The organism is Anabaena sp. FACHB-83 (genome assembly GCF_014697485.1).
Lineage (GTDB): Bacteria > Cyanobacteriota > Cyanobacteriia > Cyanobacteriales > Nostocaceae > Nostoc_B.
Genome location: NZ_JACJRY010000047.1, coordinates 21,635 through 45,911, shown reverse-complemented (window position 1 = coordinate 45,911; position 24,277 = coordinate 21,635). Strand labels below are relative to the sequence as shown.

Below are 24,277 nucleotides of genomic sequence, written 5' to 3'. Positions count from 1 at the left end.
GGAAGTGATGCACGAGCGCAATGCTCACAACTTCCCCTTAGACTTGGCTGCTGGTGAGCAAGCTCCTGTTGCTATCTCTGCTCCTGCTATCAATGGCTAATCTTCTGAGATAGAAGCAATAAATAGTTAATCAAAGGCGCTCCCCGTGAAGGGAGCGCCTTTTTGGTTTGGGGTTTCTTGGAATTAGAACAGGAAGTTTGGGGAATTTGATACACTAGCTAAAATTTGAAATTATTCTAGCTGGTAGCTCTGGGCTAAGAAATAAATATGAGTAATGCTTTATTTTGTATAGAAAATTTGCGAGTTGCTTATCCTCAGCGCGGCGAGGAAGAACTCAGTTGGGCGGTGGATGATGTATCTTTGACGCTACAACCTGGGGAAAGAATGGGTTTGGTGGGGGAGTCTGGGTGCGGTAAATCTACTTTGGGAAGGGCGGTAATGCGGTTGTTACCTCCATCTAGCCGGATTGAGGGACGGGTAACTTTTCAAGGACAGTCAGTATTTGAGTTAACACCAACTCAGTTGCGGAAATTTCGGGGGGAAGTAGTAGCATTAATTTTCCAAGACCCGATGACACGCCTTGATCCATTAATGACGATTGGTAAGCATTGTCTGGAAACTTTACAAGCACATTCACCAGAACTATCAGCCAAGGAAGCGAAAGAAAAAGCACTGGCGACTTTGGAAAAGGTGAAAATCCCGGCGAGTCGGTGGAATCAGTATCCGCATGAGTTTAGCGGTGGAATGCGACAACGGGTAGCGATCGCTCTTGCTCTCCTTCTAAATCCTAAGTTAATTGTGGCGGATGAACCTACCACTAGTTTAGATGTCACTGTCTCAGCCCAGATTTTACAAGAATTAACCCGTCTGTGCGCGGAAGAAAATATGGCACTGTTGCTAATTTCTCACGATTTGGCAATGGTGGCAGAATATTGCGGCCGCATCGGTGTAATGTATAACGGCAAAATGGTAGAAATGGGGGCGACATCATCGGTGTTTGGCAATCCCCAACATGAATATACGCGATCGCTTTTACAAGCCGCTTTGCATATTCAAGCTGTGGATGAAAGTGGAGAAGATGCTTCACAACCAACACTTGATAGTCAATCACCACTTCTACGAGTTACAGAACTCCAGCAACACTACACCATAGAACCTAACTTGATTGAACGACTGTTTAAAGCAGAAAGTCAGACAATCAAAGCCGTAGATGGAATTAACCTGGAACTGTTTCCCGGAGAAATTTTAGGCTTAGTTGGTGAATCTGGTTGTGGTAAAAGCACATTGTCGCGGACAATCTTACAGCTAATTCGTCCGACATCTGGCAAAGTCGAATTTTTAGGACAAGATTTAACCAAGCTATCACGCCAAGAAATTCGCGCTTCTCGCCGACAAATGCAAATGGTGTTTCAAGATCCCCATGCTTGTTTAAATCCGGCGATGACTGTAGGGCAGAGTATAGGTGATCCTTTATTAATTCACAATCTGGCTGATGCAGCCAAAGCCAAAGAAGAAGTATTGTGGATGTTGCAAAAAGTTGGTTTAACACCGCCAGAAGTTTATTATCAACGTTACCCATCAGATTTGTCGGGAGGACAACAACAACGAGTAGCGATCGCACGGGCTTTAATTACTCGTCCTAAACTGTTGATTTGCGATGAACCAGTGAGTATGTTAGATGCCAGTGTACAGTCGCAAGTATTAGATTTGATGCTGCAATTAAAGGCAGAATTTGAGTTAACTTATCTATTTATTACCCATGACTTGTGGTTAGCGAGATTTTTGTGCGATCGCATTGCGGTAATGAATGGCGGTAAAATTGTCGAACTCGGCCCAACAAAACAAATTTTTGCCCATCCGCAACATCCGTATACACAAACACTATTAGCGGCGGCTCCTTTATTAGCTCGAACTTAAGATTAGAGGTAAGCTAATCAATCATTCTCTATTTCTGCTGACAAATTTTCTAGTTCTGCTTCCAACTGCTCAATAGTTGGCAACTTTGTTTGTAACTCTTTGGGCAGTGACTTAGTAAGTTTAGTTTGCCATTCAGCAATACCTATTGGCTTATTGACATCACGTAGCGCATACTCAGCAATAATATTGTCCTTACTTGCACATAAAATTAAACCAATTGAAGGATTATCTACAGGAGATTTGAGCAAATCATCTACAGCCGAAAGATAGAAATTGATTTTTCCTGCATATTCAGGTTTAAATTTGCCTGTTTTCAGTTCAATCACTACAAAACAATGTAATTTCACATGATAAAAAAGCAAATCTATGTAAAAATCTTCATTTCCTATCTTTAAATTATATTGCTGTCCAACAAAAGCAAATCCTACACCCAACTCCAAAAGAAATTGAGTAATGTGTTTTACAAGTTCTTTTTCTAATTCCCGTTCTTGGGCTGCTTCTCCTAAACTCAAAAAATCAAAAATATAAGGGTCTTTTAACGTTTCTCTAGCAATATCTGATTGAGGAGACGGTAATCTAACGTTAAAGTTATTGACAGCCTTTCCCTGACGCGCAAAAAGTCTATTCTCAATTTGGAGAGTTAAAATATTTCTGCTCCAGCCATTTTCTATAGTTTTTCGTATATACCATTCACGCTCTAAATTATTTTTAACTTTATCTAAAATTACACAGTTATGAAACCAAGGAATTTGTGCAGCAGCCTGCTGCACTATTTGTTCATTTGGATAAGCTTCAGCAAAGGCTCGCATATACTTCAGATTTCTGGCTGAAAATCCCTTGATATCAGGGAAAGCAACTTGTAAATCTTGTGCAAGACGTTCAATAACTTTGCTACCCCATGTTTGCTGCTGCTGACGGATGATAATTTCGCGCCCAATTTGCCAATAAAGTAATACCAATTCACGGTTAATAGACAAAGCTGCTTTTACTTGGGCGCTGTGTATACGTTCTTTTAACTCCCGTAAGAAGTCATCATAGCCATCCGTTGGTAATAACTTATCCGCCATAATTTAACCATTCTATTTAAGTCAAAACTAAGTTATCTCGATGCACTACGGTATCTGCGCCCACATATCCCAAAATTTCGGGAATTTCTCTGGAGTGTCGCCCGCAGATTTTCTGTAGTTCATCGCTGCTGTAGTTGACTAATCCTCTGGCTATTTCGTTACCGTTGGTGTCGCACAACTGCACAGCGTCTTGGGTGTCAAATTCGCCTTCTAATGTTTTGATACCTGCGGCTAATAATGATTTTCCGGCTTGTGATATTGCCGAGATCGCACCTTGATCTAAATACAATTTTCCCGTCGGCACAAGTCCGTAAGCTATCCAGCGTTTCCTAGCTGATGTGGGTTCTGGTTGTGGTTCAAAGTGCGTTCCTAAAGGTTCCCCTTGGATAATTTTTTCGAGATTGCGGGGAAATCGCCCTTGAGTAATTACCGTCCGCACTCCGGCGGCGATCGCAATTCGGGCGGCGGATATTTTTGTTACCATCCCACCAGTACCCCATTGTGAACCTTGTCCGCCTGTTTGGATTTGCAGTTGCGCCAATTCTTTAATATTACTCACCAAGGCAATGGGTTTGGCATCTGGTACAGAACGGGGATCGGCTGAATATAATCTATCTACGTCGGTGAGTAAAAATAGCCAATCTGCTTCAACTAAACTCGCTACTAATGCCGAAAGGGTATCATTATCACCAAATTTCAGTTCCTCAACCGCCACGGTGTCATTTTCATTTACTACGGGAATTACACCCAGTCCCAGCAATTCTTTAAAGGTGTTGTAAACGTTGAGGTATCGGCTACGCTGTACTAAGTCGCTGCGAGTTAGCAAAACTTGGGCAATTGGCTGTTGTAAGGTTGTAAATAAATCGTCATATATCCGCATTAACCTGCCTTGACCAACTGCGGCTACTGCTTGTTTGAGGGCGATCGCTTTTGGACGTTCTGTTAAGCCTAATCTGGCACAGCCCACACCCACCGCACCAGAGGAAACCAAAATCACACGATTTCCCTGCTGTCTTAAATGACAAAGTGTTTCGGTTAAAGTTGCGATCGTAGAAAGTGCTAATTGCCCGGTTTCTGGTTGAGTCAGGCTAGAAGTACCTATTTTGACGACAATTGTTTTGGTCATGGTCATTAGTCATTAGTCATTGATCATTGGTCATTAGTTATTAAAGACAAATGACAAAGCACAAAAAAGCAAAGCGCCAATCCTTCTATAGGTGAAGGCTGACGCTTTACTAGTTTATAGTTATTTGCTATTTACTAGGGTCTTTTTTTGGCTGACCCCATGTTATTAATACTTATAATCCCCCATATTATATGTTTCTATTTCATCCTTAATTATTTCTTTAGCTTTCTTTTCCTGACGATTTGTTACTTTTTGTTAACAACGCTGCGTTTAGGTGTGATAGAGGCTCCCAGGATTTCAGAAATCCAGACTTCAAAATTTCGGACGGGATGAGAACGCAATGCAGCATCAGGATGAATAATCGGTTCTACGAGAACTGTAAACATTCCCAGGCGATTACCAGCCAAAACATCGGTAAACAAGCGATCGCCCACCATTCCTACTTGATGTGCTGGTAAATCCATTGCTTGGAGAGCGGCTCTAATTTTGCGGCGAGAGGGCTTGGCTGCACCCAAGTAATAAGGTAAATTCAAAGCACGGGCAATACTGCCAATGCGAGCTTCGCTTAAGTTATTGCTCACCAACCACAAATCAACATTAACGCGGATTTCTTCTACCCATTGTCTCAACTCTGGCGAAGGAGTCCCCACTGTGAAAGGAACGAGTGTTTCATCCACATCTAAGACAAGTCCCTTCAGCCCATATTGTTGAATAACTTCTTGAGTCAATTGCAAAACTGAACCGTGTAAAATCAAGTCAGGCTGTAAGAGATTGTTCCAAGTCATAGATAATTTTCAGGATCACAATGAAAAATGCTCCCAAGTAAGAGCATTGTTGAGAATGGGTGCAGGGGGTGAAAGGGTATAGGGGTGTAAGGATTTTCGATACCTACACCGTGCGGCTGACGCTCATGGCGAAGCCCTTACACCCTTAAACCCCTGCACCCAAATCTAAAACCTTGTCTAAAAATGAGACATTTTTATTTTCAATTTTGAGCAGATTTTATTCCACTTCGTTAAAAAGTTGTTCTTCTAGGAGTGGTTGCACTTGGCGAAATTCTTCGGGAGAAAGTAATTCCGGTTCGCCATCTTTAGTGATTCTGGCAAAAAACAGCAGTGGATCGAGGGGGGTATAAATGGCATACTCCTGCTCATGATGATAGAAACTGGCGAGTAGCTGTAATTGTTCTGGCTCTAAATCGGTTTCGTCGTCTTCGATTTCTAATGTAAAAAGTTCCGACTCATCTACAGCTGGTAGTTCACCCGCCACTGTCAAAGCGTAAGCCGTGTTTTTCAGAATTAGGTTCTGCTCAGATAAAACTGCTTGGGCGGTACCAAAAATTTCGTCAAGGATAGCATCATCTTCTACTAAAACGGCTTCTTCTTCGTCGTCGTCACCTTCCCAAGCGAAAATTTCTATGGGTGAGTCCACAGGAAGCAGTAAGACGTATTCTTGTCCATCTACAGAGAGCGAATGTTCTATATAACATTCGAGGGTTCGCCCTGTGTCATCTGTCAAGGTGATGGAACCTGTGTGATCGCGATCGTTATCTTCAGAAAATGGAGAAGGAAACATAGCCGATTAGTTAAACTTTATCTTTACCGCAACTGTGAATATTGCTTTCCTGTTAAATGACAAATAATGCCAAGCTAATAGTTTCACATTTAGACACAACTGCTCAGTAATTGCTTTCAGAATATCACGTCAAAAGCTATCCATACTCGACAGCATTTTAACTGCGGCAGAGCGCCGAGAATCTAACCATTGTTGTAAAATCAAAGCTGCGGCTTTGCGGTCAATTAAACCTTTATGACGCGATGGTGAGAGATTCTCGGCGATGAGCATTTGCTCTGCTTGAAAAGAGGTGAGGCGCTCATCAACATATTCTATGGGTAGTTTGAGAGCCTTACTCAGTTTGGTGGCAAATTTCTGCACCTGATGAGCCTGAAATCCCAATGAACCATCCATTGAATAAGGTAAACCAACAACTAAAATTTCTACCTGACGTTCATTGACGATATTTTGGAACTGCTCAACGTCGCGCTCAAAAGATGAGCGTTCAATTGTTGTAATTCCCGTAGCAATTAAACCGGTGCGATCGCATCCTGCTACGCCAATTCGTTTCCGTCCGACATCTAATCCTAGTGCTGAAATATACTGTTTTTTATCCATTATGATCTGTGCCACGTAGTGAGTACTGAGTCTGAAACCTTCATCCTCTAAACCTCACCATGTAAGCTTTGACTACTTTTCCTGTTGACCATCGACTGATTCATTTTGGCAAGATGGCTCCGTGTGACCGTTGTTACATTTAAAGTTGATGGATTCTGATTTGCTTGGCACTGGTATCTCTGAAGATGGCTGCTGTCCAGTTTTTGCCCAAGACATCCCTCCTGGTATGGGTTTACGTGCTGGTTGTAAACCTTGCAGCACATCTGTCCATTGAATCCCTTCTAAGGAGACAAATTTTGATTCTCGGAGTTTGTGCCAAACTGAACGCGACATAATCAAAGTATGTTCCGTGCGTTTTGCACCAATTCGTTCTAAATATTCTTCTCTTTCAGGTTGGTAGTCTAACGAAGCCAATCGCAAACCTTGTTGGGGGAAGTCTTGCGCTATCCGTGCCAATTGCGAAAGCAACTCTGGATACAACCAAGTGTAAGCAGGGTGGACGGTCAGCGTTGCCACATGGGGAGTTTCGCCTTTGCGGTCAAGCTGTACTTGAAAATAGCCAATGGCGGCTTTGCGTTGCGGTTCAAACACGTAACCACTGACAACTTCTGTTTTGGTGATCCATTGCTTGACAGCATCGGTCAACGCCCCAAATAAACTGGTTTTAAAATCGCGGGTGTTGCGGTCAAAGACTTGACGTACCAAAGGTGGCATTGATGCTGTATCTAGTTGATAAAGCAACTGGGCATCAGCGTTACTTACTGGCAGCAAATTGGGTAAATCTGGTTCTGCTTGTGCCAATTCTGTCAGTAAATCGGCTTCTATTTTCCAATAGGTAATTTCTGCTAAACGTTGAAATCCATTTTGGCGATAGAGAGCTAATGCTTCTATATCGTTAATATTTACTTCTAATAACCAAGTCCGCGCTTCTAAAATCGACTCGAAGCAATGGCGCAGCAATTGTGAGCCAATTCCTTGTTTGTCCGCAGCCCGATCTAGCATCACCTTATCAATGCGCCAAGTACTGTGAGTGCGGTTGAATGGTGATACTTGAATCATTCCCAACAGCATTCGCCCCTGTTCAGCAACATAAGCGCAGAAACGATACTGGAGTGGGTTGGGGAACCAACTCAAAAATTTAAGTAAGCCATACCACCGACGGAGGGATTGCATTTGACCCTCGGCAGAATTGGAGCCTGCCAAAGTCGTGGCGGTGAATGACTCTTGTGTTAATCGCTCAATTCCATCCAGATCCCGATAGTGGACTGGCCGGATGACAACGCTGAGATTTCGAGGAAGTAATGAAGTCATTTTGATTCAAGCGGCCATTTAGCCTTAACTAACTGCTCGTGGGTGGAACTGTTGCAATAACAATTTTAACGGCTTTCCGTTGCTGGCTATTGCTTCAAAAGGTTGATTTTTTGATTCAAAGACTTACAAAAGCAAAAAAAAGCAGGTTAGATGAGTCCGCTATTGGCGTTAACCCAAAAATACCTGCTTTTATTTTATTTGACTTTTCGTTAAATTTCCTATATTTACAAACCTTGCCGAGAAATTAACTTTTCAAAGTTGGCTTGGGTTTGATGGAGGAGTTGTTGTCTGCTATCTTCCACAGAATGCTTGAAGGTTGGAACCAGATTGCGAGCTTGTAGCGTCATGTGTAGCTGTAAATGAGCAACATATTCACTAAAATCGTCGTTTTGTACAGCTTTGCCCGTTAGTAAATGAGATTCCGTTGCCACTGTGTTCTCCTTATCGCACTGTTGATTCACATCATCAAAACTTATCATGTTGCTCGAATTACCTTCTTATTTTGCAATGAAGTTTAACGGTTGTTTGCAATGAGGTTACAGGTGAGAGGTTACAGGTTACAGGTTACAAACCTTCATACTTCTACTCACGCAGTACGTAGCCAACGCCTCGGACGGTTTGAATCAGGCGCTTTTCATGGTTGATTTCGAGTTTGAGGCGCAAGTAGCGGACGTAAACTTCGATGATGTTGGAATCGCCCATGAAGTCGTAACCCCAAACTTCTTCTAAAATGCGATCGCGGGTAATTACTTGTCGGGGATGGGACAGCAAATAATCCAGCAAATCAAATTCTTTGGCGGTTAATTCAATTAATCTATTGCCGCGATACACTTCTCTGGTGCGACGATTTAAGCTGAGGTCTTCAAATTCTAAGATGTCGGCTGCATCGGCTTCTTGGTTGCGGCGCAGATGAGCGCGGACTCTGGCTAATAGTTCTTCCACACTGAATGGTTTCACTACATAGTCATCAGCACCCGCGTCTAGACCAGCCACGCGATCGCTGACTTCATCTTTAGCAGTTAATAATATGACTGGGACTTTATCTCCAGTACTCCGCAAACGGCGGCAAATCTCTAGACCTGATAACCCTGGTAACATCCAATCTAAAATAACTAAGTCTGGATGTAACTCTCGCGCCGCAGTTAGGGCAGTTAATCCATCGTAGGCGACACTGACTTGATAACCTTCGTAATTCAGTTCCAATTCGATAAATCGCGCCAGTTTGACCTCATCTTCTACAAGTAAGATGTGCGTCATATTGATGATGTTAATAATTTCAGCAAGGTAAGGCAGTATAGCAGGAGGCAGAAGTCAGGAGGTGAGACAGCGCGGTCTTGGGGGTTTCCCCCATGAGCGACTGCGAACCCGAAGGGCAGGAGGCAGAAGGTAAAAGTCTTACTATGCCTTGTATTCGTGCTTTTTAAATTTCCTCACTTATACTTCGACTGCTATGAGTGATACAAATCGAGAACTAGTTTGATGTATGTCTAATTAGTCCTTAAATAGCTTAGTATAGATTAAAGCAGATAACAAGCGTATGTCTGTAATTACCGATGGCTGATATTTGTGAATTTCAAAGTTTAGCAATAAACATTTACATCTTCACCACATTCATCAGCAAGATAACACAAAGCCCGAAAACGTAGACTTACTAATTGCTCATAAAAGGGATTTAGTTTACACATTGCTGGAATGTGAAACAGTTTCCGTCCAAATAAAGTGACATCTCTTTCAAAGGGACATTGTGATGGTATCACTCTACACACAAAATGAGCCAATTGAATGTTATTTATTTCTCGACTTTCTAACCATTTACGAACTTTTTGTAAGAAATCTTTGTGTAAATGAAACAAAGTTATAGATGTCATAGTAATTTACCGGAAGATTAAATATAGATAAATATCATGATGCGATCGCTTGAGTCTGCTAGACTCACAGATCATCTTTTCCTGTCACATCTTTAAATACATATCCAAGTTTTTAGATTTCGGAATCATTGATTGAGTTCCCACAGTTGTGAACCTGCACGTTAGGCTAGATATCGCTGTCACACAAGTGCAAACCAATGACTGAAAATTTCTTTGCTAACAAAAAATCTCTCTTTAACAACTGGGCTTTTAGCTACGATTGGACATTTCCCTCAGTATTTTATCGAGCTATTCACCAACGCCTATTAGAATATGTTGATTTACCAGAACAAGTCAACGTCCTCGATCTAGGATGTGGGACTGGACGCTTATTAGAACGCCTCGCCACCAAATTTCCTGAGTTGCGTGGTACAGGTTTAGACTTATCACCAAATATGTTACGAATGGCGAGAATTAGCAACCGCCACCATCCACGTTTAATTTATGTCGAGGGTAATGCTGAGTCTTTACCCTTTGGAGAAGGTCAATTTGATGCTGTGTTCAACACTATCAGCTTTTTGCATTATTTAGAACCGCAAAAAGTTCTCACTGAAGTAGCGCGAGTCCTGACTCCCGGCGGACGCTTTTACTTAGTTGACTTTACCTTTAAACAAGAACTAGAACCTAAAAAACTGCCAATTTCTCCTTTAGGAGTCCGTTTTTACAGTCCCAAACAAAGAGAAACTTTAGGTTCTGCATCTGGACTTACCTGTGTCAGTCATCATTACTTATTAGGGCCTGTTCTGCTCACAATTTTTGTCAAATAGTCAACAGTGATGCTTTGTCTTTCTTCCTCATCGCCCTTATCTCTTTGTCCCCCTCATCTCCCACTCCTCTCATATTTCATAAACACAACAGGTACTCGTAATAGCTTCTTAGCCAATTGCGAGACGCGAAGTTTAGGCTGAAGAGATGGAGGTAGATTTTCAAAAGCAACTGTTACAAAACCAAAGCGACTATAAAACCTTGACAATTGCTCACCCAAACATTCTAAATATAGTGGTTGTGTAGCTTGACTAATTAGATGCTGCGTAAGCAAACTACCTAAACCATGACCTCTCCAAGTTGATTTAACCACCAAACTACCAAGTTCTTGTGCGCCAGAAAAATTACGCAGTTGTCCACAAGCAATTAAACTACCCTCACACTCAATAACAGAGAACTGTTGCCAACGTAATTGAGTAGGGTCAAGTTTAGCCGAAAATACTAATGAGCGAATTGACCACTTATCAGTTGAATTTGCCTGACGCAGAACACATCCAGATGGTAATGATAAATTTTGGGCGTACATTAAGCTCTTTGTTTTTTAAATAACTAAATAATACTTATGACAGAGTAAACATTCAGTCATAACCATATTTTAGATAGATAACTTTACATTCTTAATATTCCTACAATAAAGCCAAGAATTAATCATTGGAGTTTATGGTTATGGCTGAAGAACAAAAACAAAAGTCTGATAACAATCAAGATACCACCCCGACAGCTTCTGGTGGTTATCAAACCCCTTTACAAGAAGATATTCGCAAAACAGGCGATGCTTCAAAGTCTGATGCGCGAAAGACTGCTAGACCAGAAGCACCTGGGGAAGATGATGTAGCAGGTAGCCCTAATCAAGGTACCGAATCTCGTTAATTGGCGAGATTATTTATCAGGTAAAAATAAAATAGTCTGATAGAAATTATTTGATAATTTTAAATCAGAATAAATTGAGTGAGTAGAAGTGATAAAAAGCTAATTACTCACTCAATTTTTATATTTGCTGAGTATTCTTAGTAAATTAGGTATGAGTCAGGAAAAATAAAAATCTAATATATTATTTTGTCATCTATCATTGGATATATTTTTAATATAGATAATCAAAGGGTCAAAGCAGCAAATTTTTAGAAAAAATGATACCAACCAAATTTAAATATAAATCTTAAATATACACAAAAATTGAATGAAATTTTTACCTAATGGATGTATCATTTGATTCATGACATTGTTAATGATTGATAAAGACTAGATATTATTTATCATCTGCAATCCTGCGAGTTGCTCATGAATAGACTTTCCTCAAAAGTTGTTGCAGTCAGCTTTTCTTTAGCATTATTATTGCTCTGTGGTGTTGGGGTGATTTCTTATATCAGTTTTCTGCGGTTAATGCAAGAAAAACACTGGGTTATTCATACTCAGCAAGTGCTAGAAACTTCAGATCATCTGTACATTTATCTGAGAAATGCCGAAACTGCACACAGCAGTTATATTTTCACCCGCCAGGTAAAATATAAAGAAATTTATGAGCAAGAAAAACGAAAGGTATCACAACAAATTCAAATTATCAGAAATTTAACTAGGGATAACTTTAAACAACAAGAGCAAATTCAAAAACTTGAACTTAAAATTACGCAAAAAATTCATTTTCTAGAAACATCTATTAAAATTCTGGAACAGAAAAGTTTTGCAATAAATATTGAATTTGCTAAAAGTAATCAGACCATAAATATAAATATAGATAATCAAATTAACAATATCAAGCAAGTAATAGAAAGGGAAGAAAAAAACTTATTAAAGCGGCGGATAGCAAACACAGATGAAGGTGTAATCCAAATTATTTTTTTAGTGTTTTTAGGGTATGGTTTGAGTGCTGTTCTGATAGTAGGAGTTTATTTACTACTGCAAAAGCAAATTCAGATTAATCAAGTTTTGTCAGCAGAAGCGATTTTTTTAGAACAGCAAGCAGCTAAAGCAAAGCTGGTAAATCTTTTAGAAACTGTCACTGATGCTTTTGTGGCTTTAGATGAAAATTGGTGTTATACCTACGTGAATCAAAGGGCGGGACAAATTTTCAATCGTCTTCCAGAAGATTTGATTGGCAAAAATATTTGGGAAGAGTTTCCCGAAGGCGTAGGACAAAAGTTTTATGATGCTTATTACCAAGCTGTGTCCGAACAGAAAGTAATTGAGATTGAAGAGTATTATCCACCGTGGGATCGCTGGTTTGAAAATCGCATCTATCCTAGCCAAGAAGGGTTATCAATTTTCTTTCAAGATATTACGCGGCGCAAGTTGGCGGAACTGGCTTTAGAAAAAAGTGAAAAACGATATCGTTCATTGGTACTGGCGACATCTCAAGCAGTATGGTTCACTGATGCTCAAGGTTTTCCTCAAGAATATTCCTCATGGATAGCTTTGACTGGTCAAACTCAGGAAGAAATTCAAGTATGGGGATGGCTGAATGCAATTCATCCTGAAGACCGAGAGTTTTCTCAGTTTTTATGGAATCAGGCTAGAGAATGGAAAAGTCCTTATAAATTGGAACATCGTGTGCGAGTCGCTGATGGTAGTTATCGATTTTTTGCTGTGCGGGGAGTTCCAATATTAGATGCTGATAACCAAATTCAAGAGTGGATAGGAACTCATACTGATATTACAGACCGCAAACTCGCAGAGGAAGCACTACAACAAGCCAAAGCCGAATTAGAAGTTAAAGTTCAGGAACGTACAGCAGAATTAGAAAAACTAAATGAGGAACTGAGAAACTCGAATCAAGAATTAGAACAGTTTGCTTATGTAGCGTCTCATGATTTGCAAGAACCGTTGCGGGCTGTAACTGGCTATAGTCAATTATTGGTGGAGGAATATCGAGAAAGGTTAGATGATTCTGCCCAAGAATATATAGATTACATTATTGATGGTGCGAGACGAATGCAGCAGTTGATTAAAGACTTGCTGGCTTATTCGCGCATAGGGACAAGGGGTCGAATATTTACGCTGACTGATTGCAATCTTGTGCTGAGTGAGGCTTTGAGTAATTTACAGGTGGCGATCGCAGAAAGTCAAGCTGTGATCACTTATGAGTTATTGCCCAACCTACTTGCAGACAAAACCCAGTTAATCCAATTATTTCAAAATTTGATTGGTAATGCTATCAAGTTTCGCAGCCAAGACGTACCGCCACGAATTCATATAAGTGCAGCGAGAGTAGACAAGAGTAGGGGTGTAGGGGTGCAGGGGTGGAAGGGTGTAGGGGAAGAAGATTTGACTCACAACCACCAAATTTGGTTATTTTCAGTACAAGATAACGGTATTGGGATTAAATCTCAGTACCTTAACCGGATTTTTGAAGTTTTTCGCCGTCTACATACCAGGCGTGAATTTTCGGGGACAGGAATTGGTTTAGCTATTTGTAAAAAAATCGTTGAGCGTCACAATGGTCATATATGGGCTGAATCTCAGTTGGGAGTTGGTACAACTTTTTACTTCACTCTTCATGAATCAGCTATCCCAGAAAGTTTAAACAAAGACGTGTAATATATGGTTAATGACAGTGTTGAAAAGACTCAGGTACATCGGCGTGTGGAAATTTTGCTAGTTGAAGACTCTCCCAGCGATGCTAATCTCACGATGAAAGGCTTTGTCAATGCCAAGATTGCCAATAACTTGCACTGGGTAGAAGATGGTGAAACAGCAATGAATTATCTACGCCAGCAAGGAGAGTTTGCTAATGCTCCTCGTCCCGATTTAATTTTACTTGATTTGAATTTACCGGGGATGGATGGGCGAGAAGTGCTGACAGAAATTAAATCTGACCCCAATTTGAAGCATATTCCGGTTGTAGTGCTGACTACTTCAGCCGATGAACAAGACATACTACGTTCTTATCATCTCAGTGCTAATTGTTATGTAACCAAACCTCTTGATGTCTATCAATTTCTTGAGGTTGTGCATTTAATTAAAGATTTTTGGTTAACGGCAGTTACCCTACCACCAGATTTATCAGTTTCATAGATATTTTTCTATATTGTTCAATATCGATTATGATTGAGCATTATTTTCACAATCAAGAAATTTAATGCTCATTGCAGCAACTTATATAAATATATTTTATGCAAAAAATGATAATTCGCGTTCTGTTGGTAGAAGATAGTCCTAGTGATGCCAAACTATTACATCAAGTATTTGCTCATACAGTTCAACATAAACTAGAAATGCTGCATGTTGAACAATTATCTGAAGCGATAAATTTAAGTTTATCAGAGAATAATTCTAAAGTAAATGAGTTGGAGAAGATAAATCCCCGAAGAGAAAAATTTGATGTCGTTTTGTTAGATTTGGGACTACCAGATTCTTTTGGGCTAGAGACTTTGAAGACATATCGAGCCGCAGTTCCAGATATTCCTGTAGTGATTTTAACAGGAATTGATGATGAAGAATTAGCAATGCAGGCTTTAGCAGAAGGCGCTCAAGATTATTTAGTCAAAGACCAAATTACTATCCAAAGGTTAGTCCAGGCTATTCGCTATGCTATTGAACGAGAAGAAATTCTCAATAAGTTAAGAGAAAGTGAAGAAATTAGCCGTCAAGCTTTAGCAAAAGAACAACAACTTAATGAGCTAAAGTCTAATTTTGTGGCGATGGTTTCCCATGAGTTTCGTAACCCCATGACTACAATTAGAACTGCTATAGATATTCTGCAAAATCAAAATAATATGGATGAGGCGCGAAGAAATATTTATTTCGAGCGTGTGCAAGATGCTCTCAACCACATGTTGCAGCTATTAGATGAAGTTTTATTTCTGAGTAAAAGTGAAACTGCCAAATTAGAATATAAACCTGCGCCTTTAAATTTGATTAGCTTTTGTCAAGAAATTACAGAAGTAATGCAAATGAAAGCGGCTGGACAGAAAAATATTATTTTTAATTATGCAGGAGAATGTAATTTAATTTATATGGATGAGGAATTAATTTATTGTATTTTGACTAATTTAATTTCCAATGCTGTGAAATATTCTCCGCCACAAAGTCATATTTGGTTTAATTTAACTTTGGAAGATGATATGGCAATTTTTCAGGTTAAAGATGAGGGCATAGGTATTCCAGAAACCGACCAAGTTAACTTATTTCAAACTTTTTACAGGGCGAGTAATGCGCGGAGAATTCAAGGAACAGGTTTAGGGCTGGCGATGGTGAAACAGTGTGTAGACTTACATGGTGGTGAAATTAGCTTAGAAAGTCAACAAGATGTGGGGACTACGGTAATAGTTAAACTGCCTTTACATTACAGTGGTGAGAGTGAATAGTCGGAAAAAGAGACTTTATTTAGAGAGACAAGGTAGACAAGGTAGACAAGGGAGATAGATGTTTGTAAATCATTTAGGATTGCGATAGAGATGAATAAAAATTCAAATAGCTGAAGAGCAGCTAAAATAGTTATAGGCAAAGTTTATAGTTAAACAAGCCAGTACATAAATAATGGTAAACAGCTTTATATTCTCACAAGAAACAATTGCAAGCATTCAAAAGAACATAGAAACACTTGAGAAATGCCTGAATGAACCAGATCCGCGAGATGAAACAATAGCAGCATTATACGAGTTCGCAAATAGTCGGCAAATATCTCTAAGTCAAATTCAGGAAGAGTTGACGCGGCTACAGAGCAAACTCAGCAAATTGAGTCATCTTGGTGATGTATTAAAGGAACAAGTACAGCAAGGACAATTACTAGTTTTGATTTTTGTGAAATATAATCTTCTATTTAAAGAAATTTTTGATCAATTCTCAGATTTAATTTTTTTTAAACAAGGAAAGATAATTTTGGCCAATCTCATTACAGATGCTGAAAATTTATACAGGTTAATTAAAAATGAAGCTGAATCTGAATTTTATAACCATAATGAAAAATATATTCTTGAAGAAAGTATAAAATATGCAATACAAGCCTTAATCAAAGCTGGTTTACTAATCAACATACTAGCTGAAGAGAAATTAAAAAATTTGGCTTTGGAAGATATTACTCCCAAGGAATCAGAGGCTATGCTAATTTCTTTGGCATCTACGAAAAAATGGGATTGGGTGTACAGAAATCTTGCATAGTCCTAAATTTATTGAAAAATAAGATGTTTTAAGTATACATAGTAAGCAGATTAATTTATATGGTGGCTCACTAGGTGTACGCGATGAAGGCTTGCTAGATTCGGCTATTTATCAACCCCAAGCTACTTTTGCAGGTGAATTTTTACATCCTACAATTGTTGAACAAGCGGCAGCATACTTGTTTCATATTACTCATAACCATGCTTTTGTAGATGGTAATAAGCGTACTGCTTTTGATGTGATGGTGACATTTTTGAATCTGAATGATTATGAATTGAATATGTCACCAGAGCAAGCTTATGAATTAACAATGCAAGTTGCAGAAAATATATTGAGTAAAGAAGAGCTAATTGAATTACTGAAAAATTATATTACAGAACTCCTTTAAGCTATTCATAAAATTGGCATTTTCTAAACTGTCACGCCTTCTAACTCTTCATCAGTTAATTCATATAACTGACGCAACTTATCCAACTTATCTTGATCAGCTTCCCAGAAACCGCGCCCCGATGCTTCTAACATTCGGCTAATAATATTGCGGAAAGCTTCGGGGTTGGCTTGGCGTAATTTCTCAGCCATTTCTGGGTCTAAAGCGTAGGTATCTGCGGCTTGGTCATATACCCAATCATCTTTAAAATCAGCAGTACCACCCCAACCAATTAAGGCTGTCATTCGTTGCGAAATTTCAAACGCGCCGCCAGAACCTTGATTGGCCATTGCTTGCGCCCATTTGGGATTGAGTAATTTTGTGCGGTACTCCATCCGCAGCAAATCTTCTAGGTTGCGGGGGGTGGTGTCTTTAGAGAAACTTTCCACAAAGCTGGTAGTTACCTTTTTACCGCCTTGTTTTTCGGCTGCTTTTTTCAAACCGCCTGTATTGGCGTAATATTCCTGAATATCGGTTAAACCATATTCTACCGAATCGATTTCTTGGACGATGCGATCGCTCGTTTTTAACAACTGATTCAACACCTCTGGTCTAGCCTGGCCTTTATCTTGTCTCCCGTAGCTAAACACATTGCGGCTTTGCCAAGTGTTACCTAACTCTTCCCCAGATTCCCAATTACCATCGACAACCCTATCATTTACCAAAGAACCAAAATCACCCGCAGGATTAGAAAATAACCTTGCTGAAGCATTTTCTACACCTTGCGCCTTTAAAGCTAAAGCGTGTTTCCGAATAAAATTCTCTTCTTCCGACTCATCCGCCTCAGCCGCACGTAAAAACAAATCATCCAACAATTCGATGATATTTACAAAACTATCGCGGAAAATCCCTGACAAATTACCCAACACATCAATGCGGGGATGTCCCACCTCAGCCAAAGGTTTCAATTCATAACGGACAATTCGGCCAGTACCTTCCTTCACAGGTTCAGCACCAACTAATTCCAGTAGAATTCCTAAAGATTCACCCTTAGTTTTAATCGCATCTAAACCCCACAACAACACCGCCACCGTCTCAGGATATTTCCCGTGTTCTTCTAAATGCTGGGCGATAATTTTCTGGGCAATTTCCCTACCCCTTTCATAGGCCGCAGGTGAAGGCATTCTATAAGGATCTAACGCATGAATATTCCTACCCGTTGGCAAAACACCCGCCCCATCACGCAGCAAATCACCACCAGGCGCAGGCGGAATATACTCACCATTTAACCCCCGCAACAGATTTGTTAACTCATCCGTAGTTCTCTCCAGTAAATCTCTTATCTCTACCTCTTCCTCTTGGCGTTCTTGGCGACTTGGCGGTTCGCTACCAAAATAAGCCTCCAAATACGCCGCCATCTCCTCCTCATTTGGGGCTTCACCCAAAGTATGCAGCCCAGAAGAAAACAGCCGATTTTCTAAAACCTGCAAATATTCGTACAACTTCACCAGATAATCATCAAAAGCGTGACCACTAAACATTCTGATATTTTCTGGCGTAAAAGGAATGCCCAACTTTTTCGTATCCTCAAACGGACAATCGACATCCAAACCCGTATCAACAATCTTTTTACAAATCCCTTCCTTCAACACATAATTCTTTTTCGGATCTTCTCGATACTCCGCAATTAAATCGCGCAACGCCACCAATTCCTTATACAAACCTGCACGCCCATAAGGCGGTACATTGTGCGAAATTAACACACCATAACCGCGACGCTTCGCCAAAATTGATTCCGAAGGATTATTCGCTGCATATATATATAGATTCGGCAAATCACCTAACAAAATATCCGACCAAGAATAACCTGTATTTCCTAAAGGCGAACCCGGCAACCATTCCACTGTACCGTGCATTCCAAAGTGAACCACAGCATCAGCTTGCAACTCATTTTGCAACCATTTATAAAAAGCCGCATATTGAGGATGCGGAGTTAAATCGCGTTCAAACATTAACCGCATCGGGTCGCCTTGAATGCCTAACGGTGGTTGTACACCTATCCAGACATTTCCTAACTGCACTCCACCAATATGTAGTTCATCGCCATAAGTTTTAATCCCGCTACCTGTTAAAGATTTCCATTGTTTTTCAACGCGAGATGTGCGGAGATATCCTAACCATTTTTCTAATTTTCTTGCATTAACAGTATTGGCTGAATCAGGAAAAGGTTGATTTACTTCCCATCTTTCCATTTCTTCATCAGCTGCTTTCACTTGGCGAATTAATTCTTCCCCATCTTCTGGGATGTCGCCAACGTTATAACCTTGGTCTTTAAGTGCGTGAAGGAATTTAATTAGACTGCGAGGCACATTTAACAATGCAGCTGTGCCGGCTGCACCATAACCAGGAGGGAAACCATATAAAATAATGGCAATTTTCCGTTCCGATGCTGGTGTTTGGCGTAAAGCAACCCAGCTTTTGACTCTACCAATTAATCGCTGTACCCGTTCAGGTACGAGATAAATATTTTCGCCAACCAAACCGCCGAGGGGAACGGTATCAATAGCCCCGTCGAGTTCTGGTAGGGCATATAAAACTACACTTTGTAAGCCGCCGACACCTTGGCGTGTCCAAGAATGGATATCTTGGATTAATAATGGTGCGGCGACAATATAAGGCACATTTTTCGCTGTGAGGATACGCTTGGCTACTTCTACTTGCCGTCCTGCTTCCATTGAACCAGCCGGGCCGCCGACTAAAGGAAAACCAATGGTAGAAACTATGGCATCAACTTTAACTGCATCTGGGGAAAGTGAGGGAGTTTCAATATTATTAAGTTGCCGTTGTTGCTGTTCGTAGTCGGTTGTCATCCAATCCCGTACTGCTACGTGTCCCTCTACGCCGTTGATGAAAATGGGTAAGGGAATTAAACCAGCTGCTTCAAAGCGGCGAATTAGTTGGGGAATATATGGTTGTTTGGTGATGACGTGTTTACGGTAAAGCAGTATTCCAACAACTGGATTTTGAAGTTTAGATCCCCCCAACCCCCCTTGAAAAGGGGGGTTAGGGGGGATCTGCTGATACCATTCCAGATATGCTTTTGGCGATTCAAAAAACCCTTGATAGTCGGGATGGAGTAATCCCATGTTGGGGGTTTCGACTGGCGGGGGGATGTCGCCAATTTTTAAGCCTAAATATTTTTCGGCTAATGTCCAGAATAAAGAAGCGACGTTTTCGGGGCCGCCAGCATTCCAGTAACCATAGATAATTAGCCAGTTGCGTAAGTCTTGGACTTTTTGGACTGGAACGAATTTTAAGAGTTTTGGGCCGATTTTTAAGAAACTGATGTAACCTGCGAGTTTGTCTTCTTCGCGTCCGTTGCTGAATTTGTCGAGGATGAATTTTACTGGTTTGGGCATTCCTTTGGGTTTGTCACCAATGGCAAAGTCTCCCAGCTTGGTTAAACTCATCAATTCTAAAGCTGACTCAAACACAAGCCGGATGGGAATTTGGGTAAGGCGATCGCGCAACCACAAAACTTGGTCATAATCAAATAGTAAGCTGCCAAAGAATACGTCGGCGTTATGCAGTGCTGCTTCCACTTCCGCACGCTTACTGATAATATCGCGATCGCTAAACACGCGAATGTCTAAATCAGGACAGCGAGATTCAGCCACAGCAGCCGCTTTCCTGTATAAGTCAGCGTTGAACGATTCAAACCCAGCAATTAAGACGATCCGTTTCATGCCCGTAAGCTACGCAATATTTCTTTACTTAAATTCTAATCGGGGTTGCCGGTTGATTGTGAAACATCTGTCTTTAGTTCACCAAGTAACCGAGAGTTGGTCTTTAGAGTCAAGGTAATCACTATTTTCCACCCAAACACCAATCTGGCATTTTGGCAGATTTCCTCAGGTCTAAGTTGGTATGGTGATATCCGCGAATGTCTTTGTGCGACAATTACCGACTTGCAGAATCCCTCGGCTAACTACCGGGGGGCTTTTTTTTTGGTTTAACTTAGGAGTTGTGGTGCGATCAGCAACTTCCTACTTTTCGATAAAATCATTAATATATCAACAAAAAATTAAACATCACAATAAAGAGAGTTGATTAGCTGATTGATTTACTACATAAGCAACAGGCTTGGTAATTTTTCTGACTTTTCCTTCTTCCACTGCTCTATTTAACCAATCTTGCATCTGTGATTGTCTAACTTCCAAAGATTGTGCTAAAGATTTCGTATCTTTGGGTTGATTTAAATGGCTAAGAATTACAGGTAAAACAGCAGTATATATATCAATTTTTGGAATTACCTTTAAATCTTGATTATCAGTGGACACATTTACTTTTATACTTGTCTGAATTTTGGGAGATTCAACAGATTCCACCAAACAACTATGTTTTTCTAAAAGTTCTTTTAAAGAATCATTCCAAGGTTCAGAAGGAAATGATTTTGCTCCCTGATTAAACAATTGTTGATTACCTTCAGCAGCATTAGGAGACATTCTGACAAAAACGGGAACTTCCTTAATTTTAGATAATGCTTCTACTGCACCAGCCCAAGTACCACCTTTGCCAAAGGATGAGCTAACGACAAGGGCATAATCAGCTAAACTATATATGTATTTATTTCGTCCCATCGCGTTACCAGCATTAAAACCAGCGTCAGGATCATAACTAGAAACTAAGGTAAGTCTACCGTCTTTAATGCTAGAGCGATACTTGCTATTAACGGCTGCTTTAGTCAAACTATCTGCCAGTATACCAACAGATGTTCCACCTGCATTTAAAACACTGAGCATTGCTGCTTGATCTACCCCACGCGCTCCTCCTGAAACTATTTGTATTCCTCCCATAGCACTAGCTTTGGCAACTTTTTGAGTGTAATTAAGAATTTCTTCATCAATATCACGAGAACCAACAATTGCTAATCCTCCTCTTGACAGTAATTCAACATTTCCTACTCCATAAAGAATAGCTGGTGCGGAATGTCTTAAGCGTTGTTTCAGAAGTTTTGGATAGTTGCTATCACTTCTACCAAGTATCCATAAACCCTTACTCGTCCATTTTTCTACTGCTAAACTTAGCATTACACCGCGTTCTAATAGAGCTAATAGTCTATCAGTTTCAATCTTATTAAAACTAGCTTTTTGTAATAGATATTTTGCATTTGCTTCGAGTAAATCTGCTGGACGCATTTGATTTTCTATCAACCATTCAGCTACAGAGTTATACTCATTTAAGGTAAGAGGTTGAGGTTCAATCTGGCGATTTTGCCCAAAGCTGGCACATAAAAGTAAAATTACTTGTGTATCTGGTGGTAAAACATGGTTTAACATGATTGTTACTCCCCTTGTCCTAATGAATTGAGTGCTAAGGCTACAGGAAAAACCTGACCACTACCAGCACTACGTAACAGTGCAGCAATTACTGTAAAAGTCCAACGGGAATCTACCATATCATCTACAAGAAAGACAGCACCACTCATACCTGGGAAAGTATCAATAACAAATGCCCCATCTAAATTATGGGCTTGTTGGTAACTATTACTCATAGATTTCTGTAACTTTGTTTGATGCACTTTCCGCACAATAGGTTTAAAAGGTAGACGTAACTGATTAGCTAATCTTTGTGCGAAATTAGGTACAAGTTCTGGTCGATTTAATGAAGGAACACAAGTTACCCAAGTAGGAAAAGGTTGTGGTTGCCAACGTTGAATCATTTCCCGCATACCTTGCACCAATGCATCATCAAAATGATTATCTCTATATTTACCTTGCTTTACTAATTCTCCCCATCCAGCATCACCATACAGAGATAATGCTCTTCCTTCTTCTGCTATTAAATTGTCTCTAATGTTTCCAGAAAATCTATAACTTGGCAATGCTTGTGATGGCCATTTTTTACGCGGTTCAATAATTTGATTGCTACGGCGTAGATATATAACTGCTTGATTTACCATCTCTATTGAACAAGTTACTGGTAATAAAGGCATACTTAAGCAAATAGCGCATTTACCACAATTAGCTGAATGAGGGTCATCTAATTCTTTTGCCAAAAAAGCCATTAAGCATCCTGTACTTTGCATATATTCTGACATTTTGGCTTGTTCTTGGCGACGAATTTCTGTTAATTTGGCAATCTTTTCAATATCAGGTTGATAATTTATGGGGTTAGCATACCATTTTGAACTTTGTTTACTTACAGGTGAAGGAAATTCTAGAGATAAAAGTTTTAAAACTTTATCAATTTGCCCTCGTGAAAGATTGAGATTTTGTTCTAATTGCGGAACAGAAAGACCTTCTGTAGCTTGGTTGAGTGCATCTAATACCTGTTGTGTATGTATTCGTGGTGGAAAGGCTGTGTTGATGAAATAATTAGTAATTTCATCATCTTCATCACCACTGAGAAGAATACCGTAAGCAGTGTCTACGGCTCTACCTGCTCTTCCTACTTGTTGATAATAGTGTACAACAGAGCTAGGACGTTGATAATGAATCACAAAACCTAAATCTGGTTTATCAAAACCCATACCTAAAGCAGTCGTAGCTACTAAAGCTTTAATTTGATTATTTAGGAGTTCGTCTTCTAAAGTTATACGACTCTCACTTTCTAAATCGCTATGGTATGCTTTTACGTTAATACCTTGGATGGTTAACCAATTAGCAACTCGATTAGCATCTCTAACAGTTAATGTATAGATAATTCCACTACCAGGTAAGTTTGATAAATTTTCAGCTAACCATGCCATTCTTTGGGCTGAACTGGGAAGGTAAATATTTTGTAGACGCAAACTTTCTCTAGTTAAATCACCTCTTCTAACCTGTAGATTAGCTCCTAATTGATTAATAATATCATCAACGACTCGGTTATTCGCTGTAGCAGTCGTAGCTAGAATAGGAATATTTTGTGGTAGTGCTTGTAAGATTCTGATAATGCGCTGATAGTCGGGACGGAAGTCATGACCCCAATCGGAAATACAATGAGCTTCATCAACTACAAATAAACCTATGCGTTGTGATATTGGTAATAAAATATTTTCTCTAAACTCATCGTTAGCTAATCTTTCAGGTGAAATTAGTAAAATATCTACTTCTCCTGCTAACAATTTAATTTGAACCAGTTCCCATTCTTCTTGATTACTAGAATTAATGGTTGCGGCTTTTACTCCTATCCGTTGTGCGGCTGCAATTTGGTTTCGCATCAAAGCTAGAAGAGGTGAGATTAAAATACTACAACCAGCACCTTGATCTCTAAGTAATCGTGTTGCTAAAAAATAAACTAAACTTTTACCCCAGCCAGTACGTTGAACAACGAGTAACCGCGATCGCCTCTCAACTAACTCTTGTATAGATTCCCATTGTCCAGGACGAAAATTCGCTGTTGGTTTATTTAAAGCTTGGCGTAAGAAGGATAAAGCTTGTTCTTTCATAGATGCACACTTCACAAGATATTCTTGTTGTAACATTAGTATCTATCTAAATGTGCATTACAAGGTTATTGTGGCGATCAAGCAAATTTTGTTTACAAAAAATTTAATATTCATTTCACA

At 39.9% G+C, this 24,277-nt stretch carries 21 protein-coding genes and 1 pseudogene; 9 read left to right on the top strand and 13 right to left on the bottom strand.

The window, feature by feature from the left end; all coding sequences use genetic code 11:
• Positions 1-100, top strand: a pseudogene (locus H6G79_RS30390) (photosystem II protein D1); the annotation flags it as partial.
• 167 nt (positions 101-267) lie between these two features.
• Positions 268-1,917 carry an ABC transporter ATP-binding protein gene (locus tag H6G79_RS30385; protein WP_190593952.1) on the top strand — a complete coding sequence of 550 codons (1,650 nt, stop codon included), beginning with the start codon at positions 268-270 and terminating at the stop codon, positions 1,915-1,917.
• Between the two features lie 17 nt (positions 1,918-1,934).
• Here the strand turns inward: H6G79_RS30385 and H6G79_RS30380 are convergent, their stop codons facing one another.
• From H6G79_RS30380 to H6G79_RS30340, 9 genes are all read right to left on the bottom strand, one after another.
• Entirely contained in the window at positions 1,935-2,984 is a 1,050-nt protein-coding gene (locus tag H6G79_RS30380; RefSeq protein ID WP_190593950.1) for a YhcG family protein, read from the bottom strand.
• Between the two features lie 16 nt (positions 2,985-3,000).
• A complete protein-coding gene (gene proB / locus H6G79_RS30375) occupies positions 3,001-4,110 on the bottom strand; it encodes a glutamate 5-kinase (protein WP_190593960.1) in 1,110 nt (369 codons plus the stop codon).
• 245 nt (positions 4,111-4,355) lie between these two features.
• Positions 4,356-4,895, bottom strand: a complete 540-nt coding sequence (locus tag H6G79_RS30370; protein ID WP_190593948.1) for a YqeG family HAD IIIA-type phosphatase — start codon at positions 4,893-4,895, stop codon at positions 4,356-4,358.
• A 217-nt stretch (positions 4,896-5,112) separates the two neighbouring features.
• Positions 5,113-5,685, bottom strand: coding sequence for a DUF3727 domain-containing protein (locus H6G79_RS30365; protein WP_190593946.1), 573 nt, complete (start codon positions 5,683-5,685; stop codon positions 5,113-5,115).
• 129 nt (positions 5,686-5,814) lie between these two features.
• On the bottom strand, positions 5,815-6,282 hold the full coding sequence (gene ruvX, locus H6G79_RS30360; RefSeq protein WP_190593945.1) for a Holliday junction resolvase RuvX: 468 nt from the start codon (positions 6,280-6,282) through the stop codon (positions 5,815-5,817).
• A 72-nt stretch (positions 6,283-6,354) separates the two neighbouring features.
• Complete coding sequence (locus tag H6G79_RS30355; RefSeq protein ID WP_190593943.1) at positions 6,355-7,593, bottom strand: GNAT family N-acetyltransferase; 1,239 nt, start codon at positions 7,591-7,593, stop codon at positions 6,355-6,357.
• A gap of 224 nt (positions 7,594-7,817) precedes the next feature.
• Positions 7,818-8,072: a hypothetical protein gene (locus H6G79_RS30350; protein WP_190593940.1), complete on the bottom strand. Its 255-nt coding sequence runs from the start codon at positions 8,070-8,072 to the stop codon at positions 7,818-7,820.
• A gap of 103 nt (positions 8,073-8,175) precedes the next feature.
• The gene (locus tag H6G79_RS30345; protein WP_190593938.1) at positions 8,176-8,850 is read right to left on the bottom strand and encodes a response regulator transcription factor; all 675 of its coding nucleotides are present in this window, start codon (positions 8,848-8,850) and stop codon (positions 8,176-8,178) included.
• Positions 8,851-9,173: 323 nt separating this feature from the next.
• On the bottom strand, positions 9,174-9,461 hold the full coding sequence (locus H6G79_RS30340) for a Mo-dependent nitrogenase C-terminal domain-containing protein (protein ID WP_190593936.1): 288 nt from the start codon (positions 9,459-9,461) through the stop codon (positions 9,174-9,176).
• Between the two features lie 197 nt (positions 9,462-9,658).
• Between H6G79_RS30340 and H6G79_RS30335 the strand changes: the two genes are divergently transcribed.
• The gene (locus H6G79_RS30335; RefSeq protein ID WP_190593934.1) at positions 9,659-10,267 is read left to right on the top strand and encodes a class I SAM-dependent methyltransferase; all 609 of its coding nucleotides are present in this window, start codon (positions 9,659-9,661) and stop codon (positions 10,265-10,267) included.
• A 53-nt stretch (positions 10,268-10,320) separates the two neighbouring features.
• On the opposite strand, the gene H6G79_RS30330 is transcribed toward H6G79_RS30335, so the two are convergent.
• Positions 10,321-10,791: a GNAT family N-acetyltransferase gene (locus H6G79_RS30330; RefSeq protein ID WP_190593932.1), complete on the bottom strand. Its 471-nt coding sequence runs from the start codon at positions 10,789-10,791 to the stop codon at positions 10,321-10,323.
• A 140-nt stretch (positions 10,792-10,931) separates the two neighbouring features.
• Between H6G79_RS30330 and H6G79_RS30325 the strand changes: the two genes are divergently transcribed.
• The 6 genes from H6G79_RS30325 to H6G79_RS30300 all read left to right on the top strand — a co-directional run bounded on the left by H6G79_RS30325 (position 10,932) and on the right by H6G79_RS30300 (position 16,746).
• Positions 10,932-11,135, top strand: coding sequence for a hypothetical protein (locus H6G79_RS30325; protein ID WP_190593931.1), 204 nt, complete (start codon positions 10,932-10,934; stop codon positions 11,133-11,135).
• Positions 11,136-11,543: 408 nt separating this feature from the next.
• The gene (locus tag H6G79_RS30320; protein WP_190593930.1) at positions 11,544-13,796 is read left to right on the top strand and encodes a PAS domain S-box protein; all 2,253 of its coding nucleotides are present in this window, start codon (positions 11,544-11,546) and stop codon (positions 13,794-13,796) included.
• Positions 13,797-13,799: 3 nt separating this feature from the next.
• Positions 13,800-14,273: a response regulator gene (locus tag H6G79_RS30315; RefSeq protein WP_190593929.1), complete on the top strand. Its 474-nt coding sequence runs from the start codon at positions 13,800-13,802 to the stop codon at positions 14,271-14,273.
• Between the two features lie 98 nt (positions 14,274-14,371).
• On the top strand, positions 14,372-15,565 hold the full coding sequence (locus H6G79_RS30310; protein WP_190593928.1) for an ATP-binding protein: 1,194 nt from the start codon (positions 14,372-14,374) through the stop codon (positions 15,563-15,565).
• A gap of 172 nt (positions 15,566-15,737) precedes the next feature.
• Positions 15,738-16,358, top strand: a complete 621-nt coding sequence (locus H6G79_RS30305; protein ID WP_190593927.1) for a hypothetical protein — start codon at positions 15,738-15,740, stop codon at positions 16,356-16,358.
• Between the two features lie 34 nt (positions 16,359-16,392).
• A complete protein-coding gene (locus tag H6G79_RS30300; protein ID WP_313934703.1) occupies positions 16,393-16,746 on the top strand; it encodes a type II toxin-antitoxin system death-on-curing family toxin in 354 nt (117 codons plus the stop codon).
• A 23-nt stretch (positions 16,747-16,769) separates the two neighbouring features.
• On the opposite strand, the gene bchH is transcribed toward H6G79_RS30300, so the two are convergent.
• The 3 genes from bchH to H6G79_RS30285 form a co-directional block, all read right to left on the bottom strand.
• Positions 16,770-20,471 (bottom strand): magnesium chelatase subunit H, encoded by a 3,702-nt coding sequence (gene bchH, locus H6G79_RS30295; RefSeq protein ID WP_190593926.1) that lies wholly within the window; start codon positions 20,469-20,471, stop codon positions 16,770-16,772.
• Positions 20,472-20,816: 345 nt separating this feature from the next.
• Positions 20,817-22,064, bottom strand: a complete 1,248-nt coding sequence (locus H6G79_RS30290; RefSeq protein ID WP_190593925.1) for a DNA-processing protein DprA — start codon at positions 22,062-22,064, stop codon at positions 20,817-20,819.
• A 5-nt stretch (positions 22,065-22,069) separates the two neighbouring features.
• Positions 22,070-24,193, bottom strand: coding sequence for a RecQ family ATP-dependent DNA helicase (locus H6G79_RS30285; RefSeq protein WP_242048627.1), 2,124 nt, complete (start codon positions 24,191-24,193; stop codon positions 22,070-22,072).
• Positions 24,194-24,277: the final 84 nt, after the last annotated feature.

Bases quoted from the DNA above. Each gene is read 5' to 3' on its own strand.
- H6G79_RS30385 (WP_190593952.1), top strand. From the start codon at position 268: ATGAGTAATGCTTTATTTTGTATAGAAAATTTGCGAGTTGCTTATCCT.
- H6G79_RS30380 (WP_190593950.1), bottom strand. From the start codon at position 2,984: ATGGCGGATAAGTTATTACCAACGGATGGCTATGATGACTTCTTACGG.
- proB (WP_190593960.1), bottom strand. From the start codon at position 4,110: ATGACCAAAACAATTGTCGTCAAAATAGGTACTTCTAGCCTGACTCAA.
- H6G79_RS30370 (WP_190593948.1), bottom strand. From the start codon at position 4,895: ATGACTTGGAACAATCTCTTACAGCCTGACTTGATTTTACACGGTTCA.
- H6G79_RS30365 (WP_190593946.1), bottom strand. From the start codon at position 5,685: ATGTTTCCTTCTCCATTTTCTGAAGATAACGATCGCGATCACACAGGT.
- ruvX (WP_190593945.1), bottom strand. From the start codon at position 6,282: ATGGATAAAAAACAGTATATTTCAGCACTAGGATTAGATGTCGGACGG.
- H6G79_RS30355 (WP_190593943.1), bottom strand. From the start codon at position 7,593: ATGACTTCATTACTTCCTCGAAATCTCAGCGTTGTCATCCGGCCAGTC.
- H6G79_RS30350 (WP_190593940.1), bottom strand. From the start codon at position 8,072: ATGATAAGTTTTGATGATGTGAATCAACAGTGCGATAAGGAGAACACA.
- H6G79_RS30345 (WP_190593938.1), bottom strand. From the start codon at position 8,850: ATGACGCACATCTTACTTGTAGAAGATGAGGTCAAACTGGCGCGATTT.
- H6G79_RS30340 (WP_190593936.1), bottom strand. From the start codon at position 9,461: ATGACATCTATAACTTTGTTTCATTTACACAAAGATTTCTTACAAAAA.
- H6G79_RS30335 (WP_190593934.1), top strand. From the start codon at position 9,659: ATGACTGAAAATTTCTTTGCTAACAAAAAATCTCTCTTTAACAACTGG.
- H6G79_RS30330 (WP_190593932.1), bottom strand. From the start codon at position 10,791: ATGTACGCCCAAAATTTATCATTACCATCTGGATGTGTTCTGCGTCAG.
- H6G79_RS30325 (WP_190593931.1), top strand. From the start codon at position 10,932: ATGGCTGAAGAACAAAAACAAAAGTCTGATAACAATCAAGATACCACC.
- H6G79_RS30320 (WP_190593930.1), top strand. From the start codon at position 11,544: ATGAATAGACTTTCCTCAAAAGTTGTTGCAGTCAGCTTTTCTTTAGCA.
- H6G79_RS30315 (WP_190593929.1), top strand. From the start codon at position 13,800: ATGGTTAATGACAGTGTTGAAAAGACTCAGGTACATCGGCGTGTGGAA.
- H6G79_RS30310 (WP_190593928.1), top strand. From the start codon at position 14,372: ATGCAAAAAATGATAATTCGCGTTCTGTTGGTAGAAGATAGTCCTAGT.
- H6G79_RS30305 (WP_190593927.1), top strand. From the start codon at position 15,738: ATGGTAAACAGCTTTATATTCTCACAAGAAACAATTGCAAGCATTCAA.
- bchH (WP_190593926.1), bottom strand. From the start codon at position 20,471: ATGAAACGGATCGTCTTAATTGCTGGGTTTGAATCGTTCAACGCTGAC.
- H6G79_RS30290 (WP_190593925.1), bottom strand. From the start codon at position 22,064: ATGTTAAACCATGTTTTACCACCAGATACACAAGTAATTTTACTTTTA.
- H6G79_RS30285 (WP_242048627.1), bottom strand. From the start codon at position 24,193: ATGTTACAACAAGAATATCTTGTGAAGTGTGCATCTATGAAAGAACAA.